17 protein-coding genes are annotated in these 17788 nt (G+C 66.5%); 10 read left to right on the forward strand and 7 right to left on the reverse strand.

Translation table 11 applies throughout. The features are described 5' to 3' along the window. Positions 1-13 precede the first annotated feature (13 nt). From ACSFA0_RS21940 to ACSFA0_RS21950, 3 genes are all read left to right on the forward strand, one after another. Entirely contained in the window at positions 14-493 is a 480-nt protein-coding gene (locus ACSFA0_RS21940) for an Lrp/AsnC ligand binding domain-containing protein (RefSeq protein WP_435452391.1), read from the forward strand. Positions 494-984: 491 nt separating this feature from the next. Then, on the forward strand, positions 985-2676 hold the full coding sequence (locus ACSFA0_RS21945; RefSeq protein ID WP_435452392.1) for a methyl-accepting chemotaxis protein: 1692 nt from the start codon (positions 985-987) through the stop codon (positions 2674-2676). An 83-nt stretch (positions 2677-2759) separates the two neighbouring features. After that, entirely contained in the window at positions 2760-3725 is a 966-nt protein-coding gene (locus ACSFA0_RS21950; protein ID WP_435452393.1) for a chemotaxis protein, read from the forward strand. Positions 3726-3871: 146 nt separating this feature from the next. Here ACSFA0_RS21950 and ACSFA0_RS21955 read toward each other — a convergent pair whose 3' ends face one another. Further along, positions 3872-4564: a YggS family pyridoxal phosphate-dependent enzyme gene (locus ACSFA0_RS21955; protein ID WP_435452394.1), complete on the reverse strand. Its 693-nt coding sequence runs from the start codon at positions 4562-4564 to the stop codon at positions 3872-3874. A 39-nt stretch (positions 4565-4603) separates the two neighbouring features. Between ACSFA0_RS21955 and ACSFA0_RS21960 the strand changes: the two genes are divergently transcribed. The 4 genes from ACSFA0_RS21960 to ACSFA0_RS21975 are packed head-to-tail and all read left to right on the forward strand — an operon-like array spanning position 4604 to position 8235. Beyond that, a complete protein-coding gene (locus ACSFA0_RS21960) occupies positions 4604-5647 on the forward strand; it encodes a type IV pilus twitching motility protein PilT (RefSeq protein ID WP_286647022.1) in 1044 nt (347 codons plus the stop codon). Positions 5648-5679: 32 nt separating this feature from the next. Next, positions 5680-6816 (forward strand): PilT/PilU family type 4a pilus ATPase, encoded by a 1137-nt coding sequence (locus tag ACSFA0_RS21965; RefSeq protein ID WP_435452395.1) that lies wholly within the window; start codon positions 5680-5682, stop codon positions 6814-6816. Positions 6817-6856: 40 nt separating this feature from the next. After that, on the forward strand, positions 6857-7555 hold the full coding sequence (pdeM, locus tag ACSFA0_RS21970; RefSeq protein WP_435452396.1) for a ligase-associated DNA damage response endonuclease PdeM: 699 nt from the start codon (positions 6857-6859) through the stop codon (positions 7553-7555). Further along, positions 7552-8235, forward strand: a complete 684-nt coding sequence (locus ACSFA0_RS21975; protein WP_435452397.1) for a cyclic nucleotide-binding domain-containing protein — start codon at positions 7552-7554, stop codon at positions 8233-8235. Before pdeM ends, ACSFA0_RS21975 begins: the two co-directional genes overlap by 4 nt. On the opposite strand, the gene ACSFA0_RS21980 is transcribed toward ACSFA0_RS21975, so the two are convergent. From ACSFA0_RS21980 to ACSFA0_RS21990, 3 genes are read right to left on the reverse strand one after another with little or no spacing between them, the layout of a single operon-like run. Then, a complete protein-coding gene (locus tag ACSFA0_RS21980) occupies positions 8232-8750 on the reverse strand; it encodes a TPM domain-containing protein (protein WP_435452398.1) in 519 nt (172 codons plus the stop codon). The two genes, ACSFA0_RS21975 and ACSFA0_RS21980, sit on opposite strands and share 4 nt — an antisense overlap. 2 nt (positions 8751-8752) lie before the next feature. Further along, positions 8753-9673, reverse strand: a complete 921-nt coding sequence (locus tag ACSFA0_RS21985; RefSeq protein WP_435452399.1) for a TPM domain-containing protein — start codon at positions 9671-9673, stop codon at positions 8753-8755. A 10-nt stretch (positions 9674-9683) separates the two neighbouring features. Further along, entirely contained in the window at positions 9684-10286 is a 603-nt protein-coding gene (locus ACSFA0_RS21990) for a LemA family protein (RefSeq protein WP_435452400.1), read from the reverse strand. Between the two features lie 128 nt (positions 10287-10414). Here ACSFA0_RS21990 and ACSFA0_RS21995 point away from each other — a divergent pair, with 128 nt between their 5' ends. The 3 genes from ACSFA0_RS21995 to ACSFA0_RS22005 are packed head-to-tail and all read left to right on the forward strand — an operon-like array spanning position 10415 to position 12402. Beyond that, positions 10415-10867 carry a YybH family protein gene (locus ACSFA0_RS21995; RefSeq protein ID WP_435452401.1) on the forward strand — a complete coding sequence of 151 codons (453 nt, stop codon included), beginning with the start codon at positions 10415-10417 and terminating at the stop codon, positions 10865-10867. A 17-nt stretch (positions 10868-10884) separates the two neighbouring features. After that, the gene (locus tag ACSFA0_RS22000; RefSeq protein ID WP_435452402.1) at positions 10885-11850 is read left to right on the forward strand and encodes a YheT family hydrolase; all 966 of its coding nucleotides are present in this window, start codon (positions 10885-10887) and stop codon (positions 11848-11850) included. A gap of 21 nt (positions 11851-11871) precedes the next feature. Next, complete coding sequence (locus ACSFA0_RS22005; protein ID WP_435452403.1) at positions 11872-12402, forward strand: DUF2946 family protein; 531 nt, start codon at positions 11872-11874, stop codon at positions 12400-12402. Between the two features lie 62 nt (positions 12403-12464). Here the strand turns inward: ACSFA0_RS22005 and ACSFA0_RS22010 are convergent, their stop codons facing one another. From ACSFA0_RS22010 to ACSFA0_RS22020, 3 genes are all read right to left on the reverse strand, one after another. Continuing rightward, positions 12465-13100, reverse strand: a complete 636-nt coding sequence (locus tag ACSFA0_RS22010; protein ID WP_435452404.1) for a c-type cytochrome — start codon at positions 13098-13100, stop codon at positions 12465-12467. A gap of 110 nt (positions 13101-13210) precedes the next feature. Beyond that, positions 13211-14632 (reverse strand): efflux transporter outer membrane subunit, encoded by a 1422-nt coding sequence (locus ACSFA0_RS22015; RefSeq protein ID WP_435452405.1) that lies wholly within the window; start codon positions 14630-14632, stop codon positions 13211-13213. After that, positions 14625-17783: an efflux RND transporter permease subunit gene (locus tag ACSFA0_RS22020; RefSeq protein WP_435452406.1), complete on the reverse strand. Its 3159-nt coding sequence runs from the start codon at positions 17781-17783 to the stop codon at positions 14625-14627. Before ACSFA0_RS22020 ends, ACSFA0_RS22015 begins: the two co-directional genes overlap by 8 nt. Positions 17784-17788: the final 5 nt, after the last annotated feature.

Genomic DNA, 17788 nt, shown 5'->3' on the forward strand with positions numbered 1-17788 from the left:
TAATCGGCGCGCCATGAGCATCGAATTACCCGGACTCGACCGCATCGACATGAAAATCCTGAAGGTTCTTCAGGAAGACGGCCGCCTGTCGAACCTCAAGCTGGCCGAGACGGTCGCGCTGTCGCCCACCGCCGTGCTGGCGCGCGTGCAGCGCCTCACGCGCGAGGGCTTCATTCAGGGCTACGAGGCGCGGCTCGACCCGCACAAGCTGGGGCGAGGATTCACCGTCTTCGTCGAGGTGCTGCTCGATCGCACCACCCCCAACGTGTTCGACGCCTTCAAGGCGGCGGTACAGGTGCGCGACGAAATCATGGAATGCCACATGGTGGCCGGCGGCTTCGACTACCTGCTCAAGACCCGCATGGCCGACATGGCGGCCTACCGCGAATTCGCCGGCACGGTGCTGTGGCAGCTGCCCGGCGTGCGCGAGACGCGGACCTATGCGGTGATGGAAGAGGTCAAGAGCAGCGCGCGGCTGCCGTTGGGGAACTGAAAGCGCGCTGGCTCGCGGGCGTGGTGTCGGGATGCACGGATGCTGCGCTGGCATCCCGTCAGAAGTTGACGGCCTGCGCAGCCACGCCGATCGGTGCAGCTGGGTCGCAGTCGCACTCACTGATCTGGCCTCATCGACGGGGCAAGAAAGCTCCGCCTTCCCCAGCGGGAGACCGTCAGCTTTGAGCCCGCGGCCGCGAGGAGCAGGGCTTTGTGGCTCCCAGCGTCGTGGACGGAGCCCCGCTCAGCTCCTCCCAAGACCTTTCGCGTCGTCTCTCCCTGAAAATCGCCAGATTCGGCAATATTCCGCGGTTCCGCCAGCAGCATGTTTCGTTATCTATCATTTTATGCGATATCACTTTTATCATTTGAACACTGCGCGCCTGAGTGCTCTCTGGCGCGTCGAAGTCGACATGAAGTGGCATCGATGGTGCCTGCGAGCTTTCAGCATAGAACTCAACCTGAGATCGGTTGATACATAAGAGAACGAAATTGAAAAATTGGAAAATTGGTACGCGGCTCGGTTTTGGCTTCGCCACAGTACTTTCTTTTTGCGCCATCATTTCCGCCGTGGGCTTCATTAGCCTGAAGCACATTGAGCAAACGACAGAGCGGATGATTGAAGAGGGTTTTCTAAAGGAGCGCCTTACAAGCCAATGGCTCAAAGGCACCAATATCAACAGCGCTCGTACCTATGCGCTGGTGGTGACCCAAAATACCGAGTTGCAGAAGTACCTTCAAGAAGCCATCGATGCCGGCAGCAAAAGGATCTCTGAAGTCCAAAGCAAATTAGACGGGCTACTGACGTCTCCTGAAGAAGTTTCGTTGAGCAATGAAATCCGCACTCATCGATCCGCAATTATTGAATTGCGCAAAGGGCTGCTCAAACTCAAGTCGGACGGCCGCGCCGAAGAAGCAAGCGAAACAGCAAAAACAAAACTTATTCCAATGCTTGCTGCCTACGACGCCAAATTGGAAGAGATGCTCAAGCTACAGCAGGACGTTATAAAAACCACAACAGACGAATTGCGCGCCCTTGAAAAGAATATTCAAACTATTTTAGTTTCACTCACCGTAGTTGTCATTGTGCTTGGCGGCCTTATCGCGTGGCGACTGACAGTGGGTATTACTCGCCCGCTCCAAAGCGCTCTGGGCGTTGCCGAGGCGGTTGCCGCAGGAGATCTTAGAAGCGAGCCCACTGCCAATTCGAATGATGAGACTGGCCGCTTGCTGTCAGCACTGAGCAACATGAATGAACGGCTGGTGTCCATCGTGACCGAGGTCCGCTCAGGCACTGACACGATTTCGACTGCATCGAGCCAAATCGCAGCGGGCAACCAGGATCTATCGGCTCGTACAGAGGAACAAGCAAGCTCGCTTGAACAGACCGCCGCATCCATGGAAGAGCTTACTTCCACCGTAAAACAAAATGCAGATAATGCACGTCAAGCCAATCAGCTTGCCCTGGCAGCCTCCTCGGTAGCAGTCCAAGGTGGTGAAGTTGTCGGGAAAGTGGTTGCGACCATGAGTTCCATCGAAGCGTCTTCACGCAAGATTGTGGACATCATCTCCGTGATCGATGGCATCGCATTCCAGACGAACATCTTGGCTCTTAACGCTGCGGTCGAGGCAGCACGAGCCGGCGAGCAGGGACGCGGCTTCGCAGTGGTTGCAGCAGAGGTCCGAAACCTCGCCCAGCGTTCAGCGTCCGCCGCCAAGGAAATTAAGGGCCTCATCGATACCTCGGTGAACGAGGTGCGAGCGGGAACGGAATTGGTCGGCGAGGCTGGGCGCACGATGGAGGGGGTCGTCGGCAGCGTCCGCCGCGTGACAGACATCATGGGAGAAATTACTGCTGCGAGTCAAGAGCAGTCGATTGGCATCGAGCAGGTCAATCAAGCCGTCGGGCAGATGGACCAAGTTACTCAACAAAATGCCGCCCTTGTGGAGGAGGCGGCAGCAGCGGCAGCCTCACTTCAGGACCAAGCTCGTCACCTCGTAGAGGTGGTGGGAGTATTCAATTTGGGCGATTCCAACAAGCACAAGTTGAATTCTGCGCTTGCGCAACCACGCGCAATTGCTGTGCTGCCGAAAACCGCACCATTCAAACCAAATCCGCCCGTCGCAAAACGAAGCCAAGCCAAGCTTGTTCGCGCTCCATCTGCAGAATTGGCTGAATTCTGACCATTCAAGATCAGCATTGCTTGGCTGGCATAAACGTGCCAATCAGCCGAGTGCGTTCCAGTTAAAAAAATAGGTTGTACAGCATGAGTCTCACAGTTCAAAACGAAGTCGATGAGCGAACCAACCTGACTAGCAGCAACAGATTAGAACTGCTGTTGTTTCGGCTCGGTGTGTCGTCTAGATCGGATCGGCGCGAGTTGTTCGGCATTAATGTTTTCAAGGTGCGCGAGATTCTGGTAACGCCCACCATCACGGCAGTCGCCGGCTCGTCGCCGCACGTGCTGGGCGTGACCAACATCCGTGGTCAGCTGATGCCCGTGATCGACCTGGCGAGTGCCGTGGGATGCGTGCCGAAGAACGGACGCAACATCCTGCTCGTGACCGAATACGCCCGGACGACCCAGGCCTTCGCCGTCGAAGAGGTGGACGAGATAGTGCGACTCGAATGGAGCCAGGTGCTGTCGGCCGAAGGAAGCACATCGGCCAGCGGCCTGATCACCAGCATCGCCCGGCTCGATGGCGACATCCACGACACACGGCTGGCGCAGGTGCTGGACGTCGAACAGATCCTGCGCACCGTCTTGCCGCCAGCCGCCGAGGACACGACGGACGAAGTGGTCGACGTGCGCGTTCAGCTGCGCCCCGGCTCGGTGATCCTGGCGGCCGACGATTCGATGTTGGCCCGCTCGCTGATTCAGCATGGCCTCACGGCCATGGGCGCGGCCTACGTGATGACCAAGTCCGGCAAGGAAGCGTGGGAGCAGCTCCTGGCGATCGCCGATGCCGCAGAGGCCGAGGGCAAGACGGCCGCCGACAAGGTGGCGCTGGTCCTGACGGACCTGGAAATGCCCGAGATGGACGGCTTCACCCTGACGCGCAAGATCAAGGCCGACCCGCGCTTCGCCTCGATCCCCGTGGTGATCCACTCGTCGCTCACCGGCACGACGAACGAGGTGCATGCCAAGGGCGTCGGCGCGGATGCCTTCGTGGGCAAATTCGTTGCGCAGGAACTGGCCGAAACCATCGAGGGAATGCTGGCCAGAAACTAACCCGGTTCTCAATTACGCTCTGGTTGCCTGAAACCTCGCGCTGCAATGGCTGCTTTCATTTGCCGACCTCCGGGTGCAGAGGTATCTCGAACACCCGGGGCGATTCAAGGCGAAGCAATTCAGACGCCTCACACGCCAGACCGTCGTCAGCTTTGGCGCCCGCCGAAGATCGCGGTGCCCACCCGCACCATCGTGCTGCCGGCCGCAATCGCCGCCTCGAGGTCGGCACTCATGCCCAGCGACAGCGTGTCGAGCGCGATGCCGCTGTCGCGGATGCGGTCGTACACGGCCCGCGCGCGCAGGAACAGCGCTCGCTGCGCGTCGAAATCCGCGGCCGGTTCGGGGATCGCCATCAGCCCGCGCAGCCGCAAACGTGGCAACGACGCCACGGCCTGCGCCAGCGCCAATGCCTCATCGGCCGACGCGCCCGACTTGTTGGCGCCGCCGTCCACATTGATCTGCAGGCAGACCTGCAGCGGCGGCATTGCATCCGGCCGCTGCTCCGACAGTCGCTCGGCGATCTTCAGCCGGTCGATGCTGTGCACCCAGTCGAAGTGCTCGGCCACCACGCGCGTCTTGTTGCTCTGCAGAGGGCCGATGCAGTGCCACACGAGCTGCGCACGCACGTCGGCCAGGGCCTCGATCTTGGCCACGCCTTCCTGCACGTAGTTCTCGCCGAAGGCGGTCTGGCCCGCGGCCAGCGCCTCGCGCACCGCCTCGGCGGGGAAGGTTTTGGAGACAGCGAGCAGTTGCACGCCGGCCGGGTCGCGGTCGGCCGCCGTGCATGCCGTCACGATCCGTGTTCGAACTTGGTGGAGGTTGGCAGCAATCATCGTCATAATCGTCCAAAGCGTATCAAAACGTCACCGAGGATCTTCGTGGACATCACCCAACTGCTGGCCTTCAGCGTCAAGAACAAAGCCTCCGACCTGCACCTCTCGTCGGGGCTGCCACCCATGATCCGGGTGCACGGCGACGTGCGGCGCATCAATGTCGATGCGCTCGACCACAAGGCGGTGCACGCCATGGTGTACGACATCATGAGCGACACGCACCGCAAGCACTACGAAGAATTCCTGGAGGTCGACTTCTCCTTCGAGATCGACGGCCTGGCGCGCTTCCGCGTGAATGCCTTCAACCAGGCGCGCGGCGCGGCCGCGGTGTTCCGGACGATTCCGTCGAAGATCCTCACGCTCGAGCAGCTCAACGCGCCCAAGATCTTCGGCGACCTGGCGCTCAAGCCGCGCGGCCTGGTGCTGGTGACCGGCCCGACCGGCTCGGGCAAGTCGACCACGCTGGCGGCGATGGTGAACTACCTCAACGAGACCGAGTACGGCCACATCCTGACGGTCGAAGACCCGATCGAGTTCGTGCACGAGTCCAAGAAGTGCCTGATCAACCAGCGCGAGGTCGGTCCGATGACGCTGAGCTTCGCCAACGCGCTGCGCTCCGCCCTGCGCGAAGACCCGGACGCCATCCTCGTGGGCGAAATGCGCGACCTGGAAACCATCCGCCTGGCGATGACCGCCGCCGAGACCGGGCACCTGGTGTTCGGCACGCTGCACACTTCGTCGGCCGCCAAGACCATCGACCGGATCATCGACGTGTTCCCGGGCGAGGAAAAGGAAATGATCCGCGCGATGCTGTCGGAGTCGCTGCAGGCCGTGATCTCGCAGACGCTGTGCAAGACCAAGGACGGCCAGGGCCGCGTGGCGGCGCACGAGATCATGCTGGGCACCTCAGCCATCCGCAACCTGATCCGCGAGGGCAAGGTGGCGCAGATGTATTCGTCGATCCAGACCGGCAGCGGCCAGGGCATGCAGACGCTCGACCAGAACCTGACAGACCTGGTGCGCCGCGGCGTCATCAGCGCCGCCGAAGCGCGCGGCAAGGCCAAGACCCCCGAAAACTTCCCAGGCTGACGCACAGCGCCACCTGCAGCCCGAGAAACATCATGGAACGCGATCAGGCCAGTCAGTTCATCAACGATCTGCTCAAGCTCATGGTGAGCCGCAACGGCAGCGACCTGTTCATCACCGCGGACTTCCCGCCGGCGATCAAGGTCGACGGCAAGATCACCAAGGTCTCGGGCCAGTCGCTGGGCATGCAGCACACGGTGGCGCTGACGCGCTCGATCATGAACGACCGCCAGGTGGCGGAGTTCGAGCGCACGAAGGAATGCAACTTCGCGATCTCGCCCACCGGCATCGGCCGCTTCCGCGTCAACGCCTTCGTGCAGCAGGGCAAGATCGGCATGGTGCTGCGGACCATCCCCGCGACGCTGCCGACCATCGACGGCCTCAACATGCCGCAGGTGCTCAAGGACGTGTCGATGACCAAGCGAGGCCTGACCATCCTGGTGGGCGCGACGGGCTCGGGCAAGTCGACCACGCTGGCGGCGATGGTCGATTGGCGCAACGAGAATTCCTATGGCCACATCGTCACGGTGGAAGACCCGATCGAGTTCGTGCACCCGCACAAGAACTGCGTGGTGACCCAGCGCGAAGTGGGCATCGACACCGACAGCTGGGAAGCCGCGCTGAAGAACACGCTGCGCCAGGCGCCCGACGTGATCCTGATGGGCGAAATCCGCGACCGCGAGACGATGGAACACGCGGTCGCCTTCGCCGAGACCGGTCACCTGTGCATGGCCACGCTGCATGCCAACAGCGCCAACCAGGCGCTCGACCGCATCATCAACTTCTTCCCCGAAGAACGCCGCACGCAGTTGCTGATGGACCTGTCGCTCAACCTGCGCGCGCTGGTGTCGCAACGGCTGATTCCCACGCAGGACGGCCTGGGCCGCGTCGCCGCGGTCGAGATCCTGCTGAACACGCCGCTGATCTCCGACATGATCTTCAAGGGCGAGGTCGGCGAGATCAAGGAGATCATGAAGAAGAGCCGCAACCTCGGCATGCAGACCTTCGACCAGGCGTTGTTCGACCTGTTCGAGTGCAACCAGATCAGCTTCGAGGACGCGATCCGCAACGCCGACTCCGCCAACGACCTGCGCCTGCAGATCAAGCTCAACAGCCAGCGCGCCCGCTCGACCGACCTCTCGGCCGGCACCGAGCACTTCGCGATCGTCTGAGGGCTTCGCGGTGTTCCGGGACTTCTGGGACACTCTCCCGGTGCCTTCCGTCGTTTCCACCGCCTGCCCCGTCGACTGGACGGGCGAATCCCTCGAACTGCTGCCCGAACGCGCCCTGTGGTGGCCCGCGCGGCGAACGCTCTTCGTCGCCGATCTGCACATCGGCAAGGCCGCGACCTACCGCGCACTGGGCCAGCCCGTGCCCGGCGGCACGACGCAGGAGAACCTCGACCGGCTCGACGCGCTGATCGCGCGACACGTGCCGGCCGCTGTGGTCTTCCTCGGCGACTTCCTGCATGCGGCCCAGGCCCGCACGCCGCAGGTGCTGGCCGCGCTGCAGGCCTGGCGCGACACGCACGCGACGCTCGAGATGACGCTGGTGCGCGGCAACCATGACAGCCGCGCCGGCGACCCGCCCGCCGCGCTGGCCATCGCGGTGGTCGACGAGCCGCACCTGCTCGGCCCCTTCGCCTGCTGCCACCACCCGCAAACGCATCCCACGCACTTCGTGCTGGCCGGCCACCTGCACCCTGTCTGCAGCCTGCACGGGCGGGGCCGCGACCGGCTGCGGCTGCCCTGCTTCGTGCAGGAAGACGGCCAGGCGATCCTGCCGGCCTTCGGCGAATTCACCGGCGGCTGGCGCATGGAAGCCGCCCCCGGCCGGCGCTTCTACGGCGTCGGGGGTGACGCTGTCTGGGCGCTGCCCGAGGCGGCGTGCAGCGGAGGCGTCGGTCGATGAGCGACCGCCGGTATCCCGCCACCCCCCTGCGCGATCAGGCCGCGTTGATGTTGATGCGCGCGTCGCCGGTTGCCGAGTTGGACCTCCACGACGCGGGCGTCGTGATCGACGCCATGCAGCCGGTCTTCGTCGAGGCCGGTTCCGTTTTCATCGCAGAGGGCCAGACCGACGGTAGCGAGTTCATGGCGCTGCTGATCGAAGGCCAGGTGCGCGCCGAGGCCACCACGGGCGCGCCGGGCGAAGACGTGGTGATCTCGCTGATCGATGCCGGCAGCCTGATCGGCGAGATGGGCCTGCTCGACGGCGCGCCGCGCTCGGCCACCTGCACGGCGCTGACCGACCTGAAAATGGCCATCCTCTCACGCGAGGCGCTGCGTGGGCTGGTCGAGGTGCAGCCGGCCGTCGCGGCGCGGTTGCTGCTGGCGGTCGCCGGGCTGTTGGGCGACCGGGTGCGCGAGAGCAACCGCCGTCTGCGCACCCTGTCGCAGGTGACCAAGGCGATGCAGCGCGAGCTCGACGCCACGCACGCCATCAACCGCCGGCTGCTGCGCAAGCACGACGGCATGGATGCGCCCATCAGCGTTCATGCTGCCCTGAGAGGGGCCGGCATGCCGACGCTGGACTCGGGCTTCGACACCGACCTGGCGCCGTCGAACTTCGGCCCGCTCGACGGGCGTTAGAGAACCACCGGCGCGTCCGGCAGTTCGTTGCGATCGGCCTCGCCCTCGGCGCGCGGGAAGTGCGCCATCTGCAGGGCCGACACCTCTTCCAGCGCCTGCGTCAGTCCGTCCTCGAAGCGGCCTTCGCGGAAGGCCGCGCCCATGCGCTTCGCCATCGCGCGCCAGGCCTCGGCGTCGACATGGCGGTCGATGCCGCGGTCGGCCACGATCTCGATCGCGTGCTCTGCCAGCAGCAGGTAGATGAGCACGCCATTGTTCTGCTCGGTGTCCCAGACGCGCAGCTTGCCGAACAGCATGATCGCCCGTTCGCGCGCCGGCGCACCGCGCCAGAGGTAGCTGGTGGGCAGACCCGCCTCGATGCACAGGCGGATCTCGCCGGTGTGGCGGCGTTCACTGGCGGCCACGCGGGCCTGCAGCCGGGCCAGCACCTCCGGCGGCAGCACGCGCCGCACGGCGGCCTCGTCGGCCGAGCGATGGCGCCAGAGCCGGCCCAGTTTGGCAAGAAATGACGCCATGGCTACCAGTCCCCCGAGGCGCCGCCGCCTCCGAAATCGCCGCCGCCACCGGAACTGAAACCGCCGCCCGAGGACGAGCCGCCGCCCCACCCGCCACCGCCGGTGGTCCAGCCGCCGCCGAAGCCACCGCCGCGGCGGCCGCTGCTGACCAACGGGCCGACGCCTGCCATCAGCGTGACGACCAGCGCCGCGATGCCGGCGATCGCGGCCACCAGCACCGTCGCGGTGATCGCCATGGCGACCCCGCCGACGCCCAGCGCCATCACGAAGGGCGCGAGCTTGGCGCCGAAGATGCGGCGCGCGATCGGCGCACCGACAACGACTGCGAAGAACAGGAAGATCGCGAGGCTCTCCCAGTCGAAGCCGAAACCGCCGGAGCGCGCGTCGTCGCGGCGCTCGACCTGGGGCAGCGCCTCGCCGGAGATGCGCGCGATCAACTGGTCGGCGGCGGCATTCAAGCCACCGGCGAAATCGTTGTCGCGAAAACGCGGCTTCATCGCGTCGTCGATGATCTGCGCCGCAGCGATGTCGGGCACCGCGCCCTCGAGCGTCTTCGCGACCTCGATGCGCATCTTGCGGTCGTCCTTGGCGACGATCAGCAGCACGCCGTCGCCGACCGCGCGGCGGCCGATCTTCCAGTCGTTCGCCACGCGATTGGCGTAGGCGGCGATGTCCTCGGGCTGCGTGGTCGGCACCATCAGCACCACGATCTGGCTGCCCTTCTGCTGCTCGAAGGCGGCCAGCTTGGCGTCGAGCGACTGGCGCTGGGCCGCGTCGAGCGTGCCGGTCTGGTCGATCACGCGCGCGTCGAGCGCCGGCACGGGCAGCAGCGCCTGTGCGTGTGCGCCGCCGAAGAAGCACAGCACCAGCGCGAACAGGCCGGCAACATGCCGCAGAGGCTGCAGCAGCCGCGCCGCGTTCATGGCGCGCAGCTCACTTCTTCGGCGTACCGAAGTCGACGGTCGGCGGCGTGGAGATCTGCGCCTCGTTCTGCACGCTGAAGTTCGGCTTGGGGTCGTAGCTGAAGATCTTCGCCGTGATGTTGGTCGGGAAGCTGCGCGCGAGCACGTTGTATTCCTGCACCGTCTGGATGTAGCGGTTGCGCGCCACGGTGATGCGGTTCTCGGTGCCTTCGAGCGTCACCCGCAGGTCGCGGAAGCCCTGGTTGGCCTTAAGGTTCGGGTACTGCTCCGACACCACCAGCAGGCGCGACAGCGCCGACGACAGCTCGCCCTGCGCCTGCTGGAACCTGGCGAAAGCCGCCGGGTCGTTGAGCGTCTCGGGCGTCACCTGAACCGATGTGGCCTTCGAACGCGCCTCGATCACGCGGGTCAGCGTCTCCTGCTCGAAGTTGGCTTCGCCCTTGACGGTCGCGACGATGTTCGGCACCAGGTCGGCGCGACGCTGGTACTGGTTGAGCACCTCGCTCCAGGCCGACTTGCTGGCCTCGTCGAGCGACTGGAACTGGTTGAAGCCGCAGCCGGTGAGCAGGCTGAGCGACAGCGCCGCGAGGAGGGTCAGGAGCCAGCGTTTCATGGTGATTTTTCCCTTGGTCGGTCGGTGCCTGCCTGCGACGCGAAGCGGCCGCTGGCAGGTGGGCGGCAAGCATAGCCCAGCGGACATGCGGCACAGGCAAAATCCCATCTCCTCCTACATCCGCCACCATGTCCACCAAGACCAAGCTCCGCGCCGCAGCCGTCGGCGGCACCGCCGACGATGTCGAGACCGCGTTCTACGAGGCGCTGCAACGCGGCGACATCGACGCCCTCATGGCCTGCTGGGCCGACGACGACGAAGTGTTCTGCGTGCACCCCGGCGGCCCGCGCCTGGTGGGCGCCACCGCCATCCGGGCAGCTTTCGAGCAGATGTTCGCCAATGGCGCCATCCACGCCCGGCCGGCCCGGGTGCGCAAGGTCGAGTCGCTGGCCAGCGCCGTGCACAACGTGCTCGAACGCGTCGAGGTGCTCACCGCCGAAGGCCCGCACCACGCCTTCGTGCTGGCGACCAACGTCTACCACAAGACCGCGCAGGGCTGGCACCTGGTGGCGCACCACGCCAGCCCCGGCAGCGCGCACGCGCCCGACGACGACAACGACGCGCGCCAGACGCTCCACTGAACGACGCGCCCGCACCCATGCGCTACGTCGCCCCGCGCTGGCTGCCCGGCGGCAACCTGCAGACGATCTGGCCGGCGCTGTACGCGCGCCGCGCCGACGGGCCGCCACCCGCCTACCGGCGCGAGCGCTGGCCCACGCCCGACGGGGACTTCATCGATGTCGATGTCGTCGATGCCGCGGTGCCGTCGGCCCCGCTGCTGGTGCTCTTCCATGGCCTCGAAGGCTCCTCGCGCAGCCACTACGCGGAAGCCTTCGCCGCCTTCGCCGCCGCCCGCGGCTGGGCCTTCGCGGTGCCGCACTTCCGCGGCTGCAGCGGCGAGATCAACCTCGCGCCGCGGGCCTACCACTCCGGTGATTTCGAGGAGGTCGACTGGATCCTCACGCGCTTCGCCGCGCAGCATGCCGGCCCGATGCTGGCGGCTGGCGTTTCGCTCGGCGGCAATGCGCTGCTGCGCTGGGCCGAAGAGGCCGGCGCCGAGGCCGCGCACCGGGTGCGTGCGGTGGCGTCGATCTCGGCACCGCTCGACCTGGCGGCCGGCGGCGCAGCCATCGGGCGCGGCTTCAACCGGCTGGTCTACACCCGCATGTTCCTGGCGAGCATGAAGCCCAAGGCGCTGGCCAAGCTGGCGCAGCACCCCGGCCTCTTCGACCGCGACGCGCTGCTGGCGGCCCGCGACCTGTACGCCTTCGACAACGTGTTCACCGCCCCGCTGCATGGCTTCCGGGACGTGGACGACTACTGGTCGCGCGGATCGTCCAAGCCGCACCTGGCCGACATCCGCGTGCCGGCGCTGGTGGTGAACGCGCTGAACGACCCTTTCGTGCCCGGCGCCAGCCTGCCGCGGCAGGCCGAGGTCGGTACCCACGTCACGCTGTGGCAACCGGCACACGGCGGGCATGTCGGCTTTCCGATGGGCCTGCCGCCCGGCCATGTGCGCGGGCTGCCGACGCACGTGGGCGATTGGCTGACGCGGCACGTCTAGGCCAACACGCAGAATCGGCACATGGACGACATCGTCAAACAAGCCCTGGCCAAATGGCCCAACGTGCCGCATTGCCACGGCTGGCTCGGCCTCGACGCGCGCGGCAACTGGTACATGCGGGACGACCGCACGCAGGCCGCCGGGCCCTTCCCCGCGTCGAAGGGCTCGCTGCTGCAGCACGACAAGCTGATCGATTTCATCCAACGCAACTACGAACACGACGAAGCCGGCCAGTGGTTCTTTCAGAACGGGCCGCAGCGCGTGTATGTGGAACTCGAGGCCGCGCCTTGGGTATGGCGCGTGGCGGAGGACTTCTCGGTCGCCTCGCATGCCGGCACACCGACGACCATCGACGCCTGTCTGCTGGACGAGGCCGGCCGCGTCTACCTCGCCACGCCTCTGGGGCTGGGCCTGGTGCACACGCAGGACGTGGGCCTGGCCGCCGACGCGATCGAGCAAGGCCTTTGGCCGCAGCCGGAGGAGGTCCAGGCCATCAACCTGCCGCTGCGCTTCGGCCATGTGCTGAGCCCGGCGGCGCACCAGGCGCGCTGACCTGGCCGCACCATGAGAAAAGCCGGCATGCAGCCGGCTTCGAGGGGGGCGTCGAGCGCCGTTTACTTGCTGGCTGCCGGTGCAGGCGCTGATGCGGCTGCAGACGCCGCGCCTCCGGCCGGCGCGGTGCCATCGGCCGGTGCCGCCGCTGCAGGGCGATCGGGCACCTCGAACTTGGCACCGCCCGAATTGGCCAGGTAGACCACTGCACGGCCGATCTCGACGTCTTCGAAGTCGCCCCCGCCTTGCGGCGGCATCGCGCCCTTGCCCTTGAGGGCGTGCTCGAGCAGCGTGGCGTAGCCCTGGCCGAGGCGCGGGGCCCAGGCGGCGGCGTCGTTGAGGTGCGGCGCGCCCGGGATGCCCGGCGCGCCGTGGCAGGCGATGCACTGCGCCTTGAAGACCGCTTCGCCGGCGGCGAGCGGGCGGTTGGCGTCGCGGATCTCGATCATGCCGACCTTCTTCAGGCGGTCGGCCAGTTCGCGATCACGCGCGTCCTGCGACACCCCGTAGAGCGCCATGCTGTCGCCCTGGGCGTTGCCGGACGGCCGGGTGCCCGACACCACGAAGGCGACGAGGCCCACGATGATGGCAATGGGCGCGACGAACGAAAAGAAAACCGCCAGCAGGAGCTGCTTGGGGCTTTTGATCGGACCGGTGTGGGCTTCTTCTGTGGCCTGGTAATGCGGGTCTGCGCTCATGGCGTCCTCAAATTCGGGGGGCTTCGCGGGGGGCTTCCAACCAACCGGCGATTATAGGGAGCAGCCCCGGCCCGCAGGCCGAGGCATTCCGCGATGCAGTCCCGCCGGTGTCAGCGGTCGGTCCAGCCACCGCCCAGGGCCTTGTAGAACAGCACCTGGTTCTGCAGCTGCTGCAGGCGCGTCTGCACCGCCGCCTGCTGTGCGGCGAACAGCGACCGCTGCGAATCCAGCAGGTCGAGCGCGCTGGCGATGCCGTTGCGGTAGCGCAGGTCCGACAGCCTGAAGCGCACGCCCTCGGCATCGGCCTGCGCACGCAGCGCACGCACCTGCTCGCCCAGCGTGGCGCGACCGGCCAGCGCATCGGCGACCTCGCGGAACGCCGTCTGGATCGACTTCTCGTACTGCGCCACGGCGATCTGCTGACCGGCGCGTGCCGCGTCGAGCGTGGCCTGGTTCGCACCCGCGTTGAAGATCGGCAAGGTGATCGACGGCGCAAAGGACCAGGCCTTGGTGCCCTTGTCGAACAGATTGGAGAACTCCGTGCTGGCCGTCCCCGCGCTGGTGGTGAGCGACACCCGCGGGAAGAAATTGGCACGCGCCGCGCCGATGCTGGCGTTGGCGGCGATCAGCTGCTGTTCGGCCGCGCGGATGTCCGGACGCTCGACGAGCAGGTCCGACGGCAGGCCGGCGGGCAGGTCGCGCATCGGCGCCGCGGCGTCGAGGCGCAGAGCGCCGCCCGACAGCGCCTCGGTCGGCACCGGTGCGCCGATCAGCAGCGCCAAGGCGTTCTCGTCCAGGGCCCGCTGCTGCTGCTGCTGCGCGTAGGTGGCGCGCGCAGCCTCGGCCTGCGAGTTGGCGAGCTGGAAATCGATCTCGGACACCACGCCGTTGTCGAAGCGCAGCTTGGTGAGCCGCACCGACTCCTCGCGCGTGTCGAGCGTCTGGCGCGTGATCGCGAGCAGTTCGTCGTCGGCGATGAGCGTGAGCCAGCCGTTGGCCACCGCGGCAATCAGGCTGATCTGCGCCGACTTGCGCGACTCCTCGGTCGACAGGTATTGCGCCAGGGCCTGTTCCTTCAGGCTGCCGATGCGGCCGAAGAAATCGAGCTCCCAGGCCGTGATGCCCAGGTTGACGGAATAGTTGGAGCTCACGCTGCCGCCCACGCCAAAGGCCTGGAGCGCATTCGGGCTGGAACGCGACCCGCTGGCCGACACGCCGACCGCCGGGAACAGGGCCGAGCGCTGGATCTGGAACTGCGCGCGCGCCTGCTCGATGTTGAGCACCGACACCCGCAGGTCGCGGTTGTTGGCGAGCGCCGTCCGGATCAGGCCCTGCAGGCGCGGGTCGGCGAAGTAGTCCTGCCACGGCACCGTCGCCGCGGCCGCACCGGCCGGCTGCGCGGGGTCGTTCGGGAAGGTGGTCGGCACCGGCGCGGCCGGTCGCTCGTAGGTCGGAATAAGCGAGCAGCCGGCCAGCAGTGCAGCGGCAGCCACCGCACTCAGGGCGCCGCGAAAGTTCAAACGCTTAGTCATGGGTAGGCTCGATTCCTGCAGCCGCGGCGTGGCGCCGGTCGGCCTCTTGCTGGCGCTTGCTGCCCTTGAACAAGGTGCGCACGACAACGAAAAACACGGGCACGAAGAACACCGCAAGGACGGTGCCGGTCACCATGCCGCCCAGCACGCCGGTACCGATGGCGCGCTGGCTGGCAGAGCCGGCACCGGAGGCGATCACCAGCGGGATCACGCCGAGGCCGAAGGCCAGCGAGGTCATCACGATCGGGCGGAAGCGCAGATGGGCCGCCTCGAGCGCGGCCTGCACCACGCCCTTGCCCTGGGCCTGCAGGTCCTTGGCGAACTCGATGATCAGAATCGCGTTCTTCGCCGACAAGCCGATGATGGTGATCAGGCCCACCTGGAAATACACGTCGTTCGAGTACGACCGCAGCATCGTCGCTAGCAGCACCCCCAGCACGCCGAGCGGCACCACCAAGATCACCGACAGCGGGATCGACCAGCTTTCGTACAGCGCCGCGAGACACAGGAACACCGCCAGGATCGCGAAGCCGTAGAGGATCATGGCCTGCGACCCTGCGAGCTTCTCCTCGCGCGACTGGCCGGTCCATTCGAAGCCGAAGCCCGTGGGCAACTGCGCGGCCAGCTTTTCCATCTCGGCCATCGCATCGCCCGAGCTCAGGCCCGGTGCGGCCGAGCCGGTGATGCGCACCGCCGGGTAGCCGTTGTAGCGCACCGTCTGCTGCGCGCCGGTGACCCAGCGCGTCGACGCGAAGGTCGACAGCGGCACCGGCTGGCCCTTCGTGTTGCTTGCATTGAGCTTGAGCAGGTCGTCGGGCTGCATCCGCGCCGGCGCATCGGCCTGCACCACCACGCGCTGCAGACGGCCCTGGTTCGGGAAGTCGTTGATGTAGCGCGACCCGAGCGCCGTCGACAGGGTCGTGTTGATCGCGTCGAAGGTCACGCCCAGCGCGTTGGCCTTGTCGCGGTCGATGTCGATCTGCAGCTGCGGCGCGTCTTCCAGGCCATCGGGCCGCACCTGCGCGAGCAGCTTGCTCTTGCCCGCCATGCCCAGCAGCTGGTTGCGCGCGTTGATGAGCGCATCGTGCCCGGCACCGCTGCGGTCCTGCAGACGGAAGGTGAAGCCGCTGGCGTTGCCCAGTTCAGGAATGGGCGGCGGGCTCAGCGGGTAGATGAACGCATCGCGGATGCCCGACAGTGCGCCGAAGGCGCGGCCGGCCAGGCCGTCGGCCGACTGGCCGGCGCCCTTGCGTTCTTCCCAGTCCTTGAGCGTCACGAACGCCAGGCCGGCGTTCTGGCCCTGGCCAGAGAAGCTGAAGCCCAGCACGCCCACCATGCTCTGCACTTCGGGCTGCTTGAGCATGAAGCCTTCGACCTGCTGCATCACCGACAGCGTGCGCTCCTGCGTCGCGCCCGGCGGCAATTGCACGTTCACGATGATGTTGCCCTGGTCTTCCTGCGGCAGGAAGGACGTCGGCAGGCCGCGGAACAGCAGCACCACCGCGCCGATGATGGCCACGTAGATGATCAGGTAGCGCGCCGCGCGCTTGAGCAGCCGGGCGACCACGCCCTCATAGCCCTTGGCCGTGCGCGAGAAGCCACGGTTGAACCAGCCGAAGAAACCCTTCTTCTCGTGATGGCTGCCCTGCTCGACCGGCTTGAGCAGCGTCGCGCACAAGGCCGGCGTAAGCGACAGTGCCATGAAGGCCGAGAAGGCGATGGACGTCACCATCACCGCCGAGAACTGGCGGTAGATGTTGCCGGTCGACCCCGCGAAGAAGGCCAGCGGCACGAACACCGAGATCAGCACCACGGTCACGCCGATGATGGCGCCCGAGATCTGCTGCATCGCCTTGCGCGTGGCCTCGAGCGGGCCGAGGCCCTCCTCGGTCATGATGCGCTCGACGTTCTCGACCACCACGATGGCATCGTCCACCACGATGCCGATCACCAGCACCATGCCGAACATGGTGAGCACGTTGATCGAGAAGCCCAGCGCGGAGAGCACCGCGAAGGTGCCCAGCAGCGCGATCGGCACGACGATGGTCGGGATGACCGTGTAGCGCCAGTTCTGCAGGAACAGGAACATCACGACGAACACCAGCGCCACGGCCTCGAACAGCGTCTTGACCACTTCGGTGATGGAGATGCTCACGAAGCGCGAGCTGTCGTACGGGATGCTCCACTTCACGCCCTTGGGGAAGTACCTGGCGAGCTCTTCCATCTTGGCGCGGATCGCCTTGGCGGACTGCAGCGCATTGCCGCTGGGCGCCAGCTGGACGCCGATGCCGACTGCCGGCTGCCCGTTCAGGCGCGCCGAGGTCGAATAGGCCTGGCCACCGAGCTCGATGCGCGCCACGTCCTTCAGTCGCACCGCCGACCCGTCGGTGTTGGCCCGCAGGATGATGTTGCCGAACTGCTCGACCGTGCTGAGCTGACCCCGCACGACCACGGTGGCGGCGATCGACTGGCCGGTGATGTTGGGCAGGTCGCCGATGGTGCCGGACGACACCTGGGCGTTTTGCGCCGTGATGGCGGCGTTGACGTCGCCCGACGACAGGTTGAAGCCCTGCAGCTTGGCCGGATCGATCCACACGCGCATGGCGCGCTCGGTGCCGAAGAGCTGCGCCTGGCCGATACCGGCCACGCGCTGCAGTTCGGGCAGCACGTTGCGCGAGGCGTAGTCGCCCAGCGCGATCGGGTCGATCGACGGGTCCTCGGACGACAACATCGTGAACAGCAGGAAGTTGTTGCGCGACTTGTCGACGCGCACGCCCTGCTGCGTGACGGTGGCCGGCAGACGCGGCGTCGCACGCGACAGCCGGTTCTGCACGTCGACCTGGGCGAGGTCGGCGTTGGTGCCGGTCTCGAAGGTCACGGTGATCGTGCCGCTGCCGTCGGCCTGCGCGACCGATTCCATGTAGATGAGACCGGGCGAGCCGTTCATCTCGCGCTCGATCACGGACAGCACGCTGTCCTCGAGCGTCTGGGCCGACGCGCCGGGGTAGGCGACGTTGATGACGATCGCCGGTGGTGCCACCGGCGGGTACTGCGAGATCGGCAGCTGCGTGATCGACACGGCGCCCATCACGATGACGAACAGCGCGATCACCCACGCGAAGATGGGGCGATCGATGAAGAACTTGGCCATGCGGG

The sequence above is a fragment of the Variovorax restrictus genome (genome assembly GCF_051216715.1).
Classification (GTDB): Bacteria; Pseudomonadota; Gammaproteobacteria; order Burkholderiales; family Burkholderiaceae_C; genus Variovorax.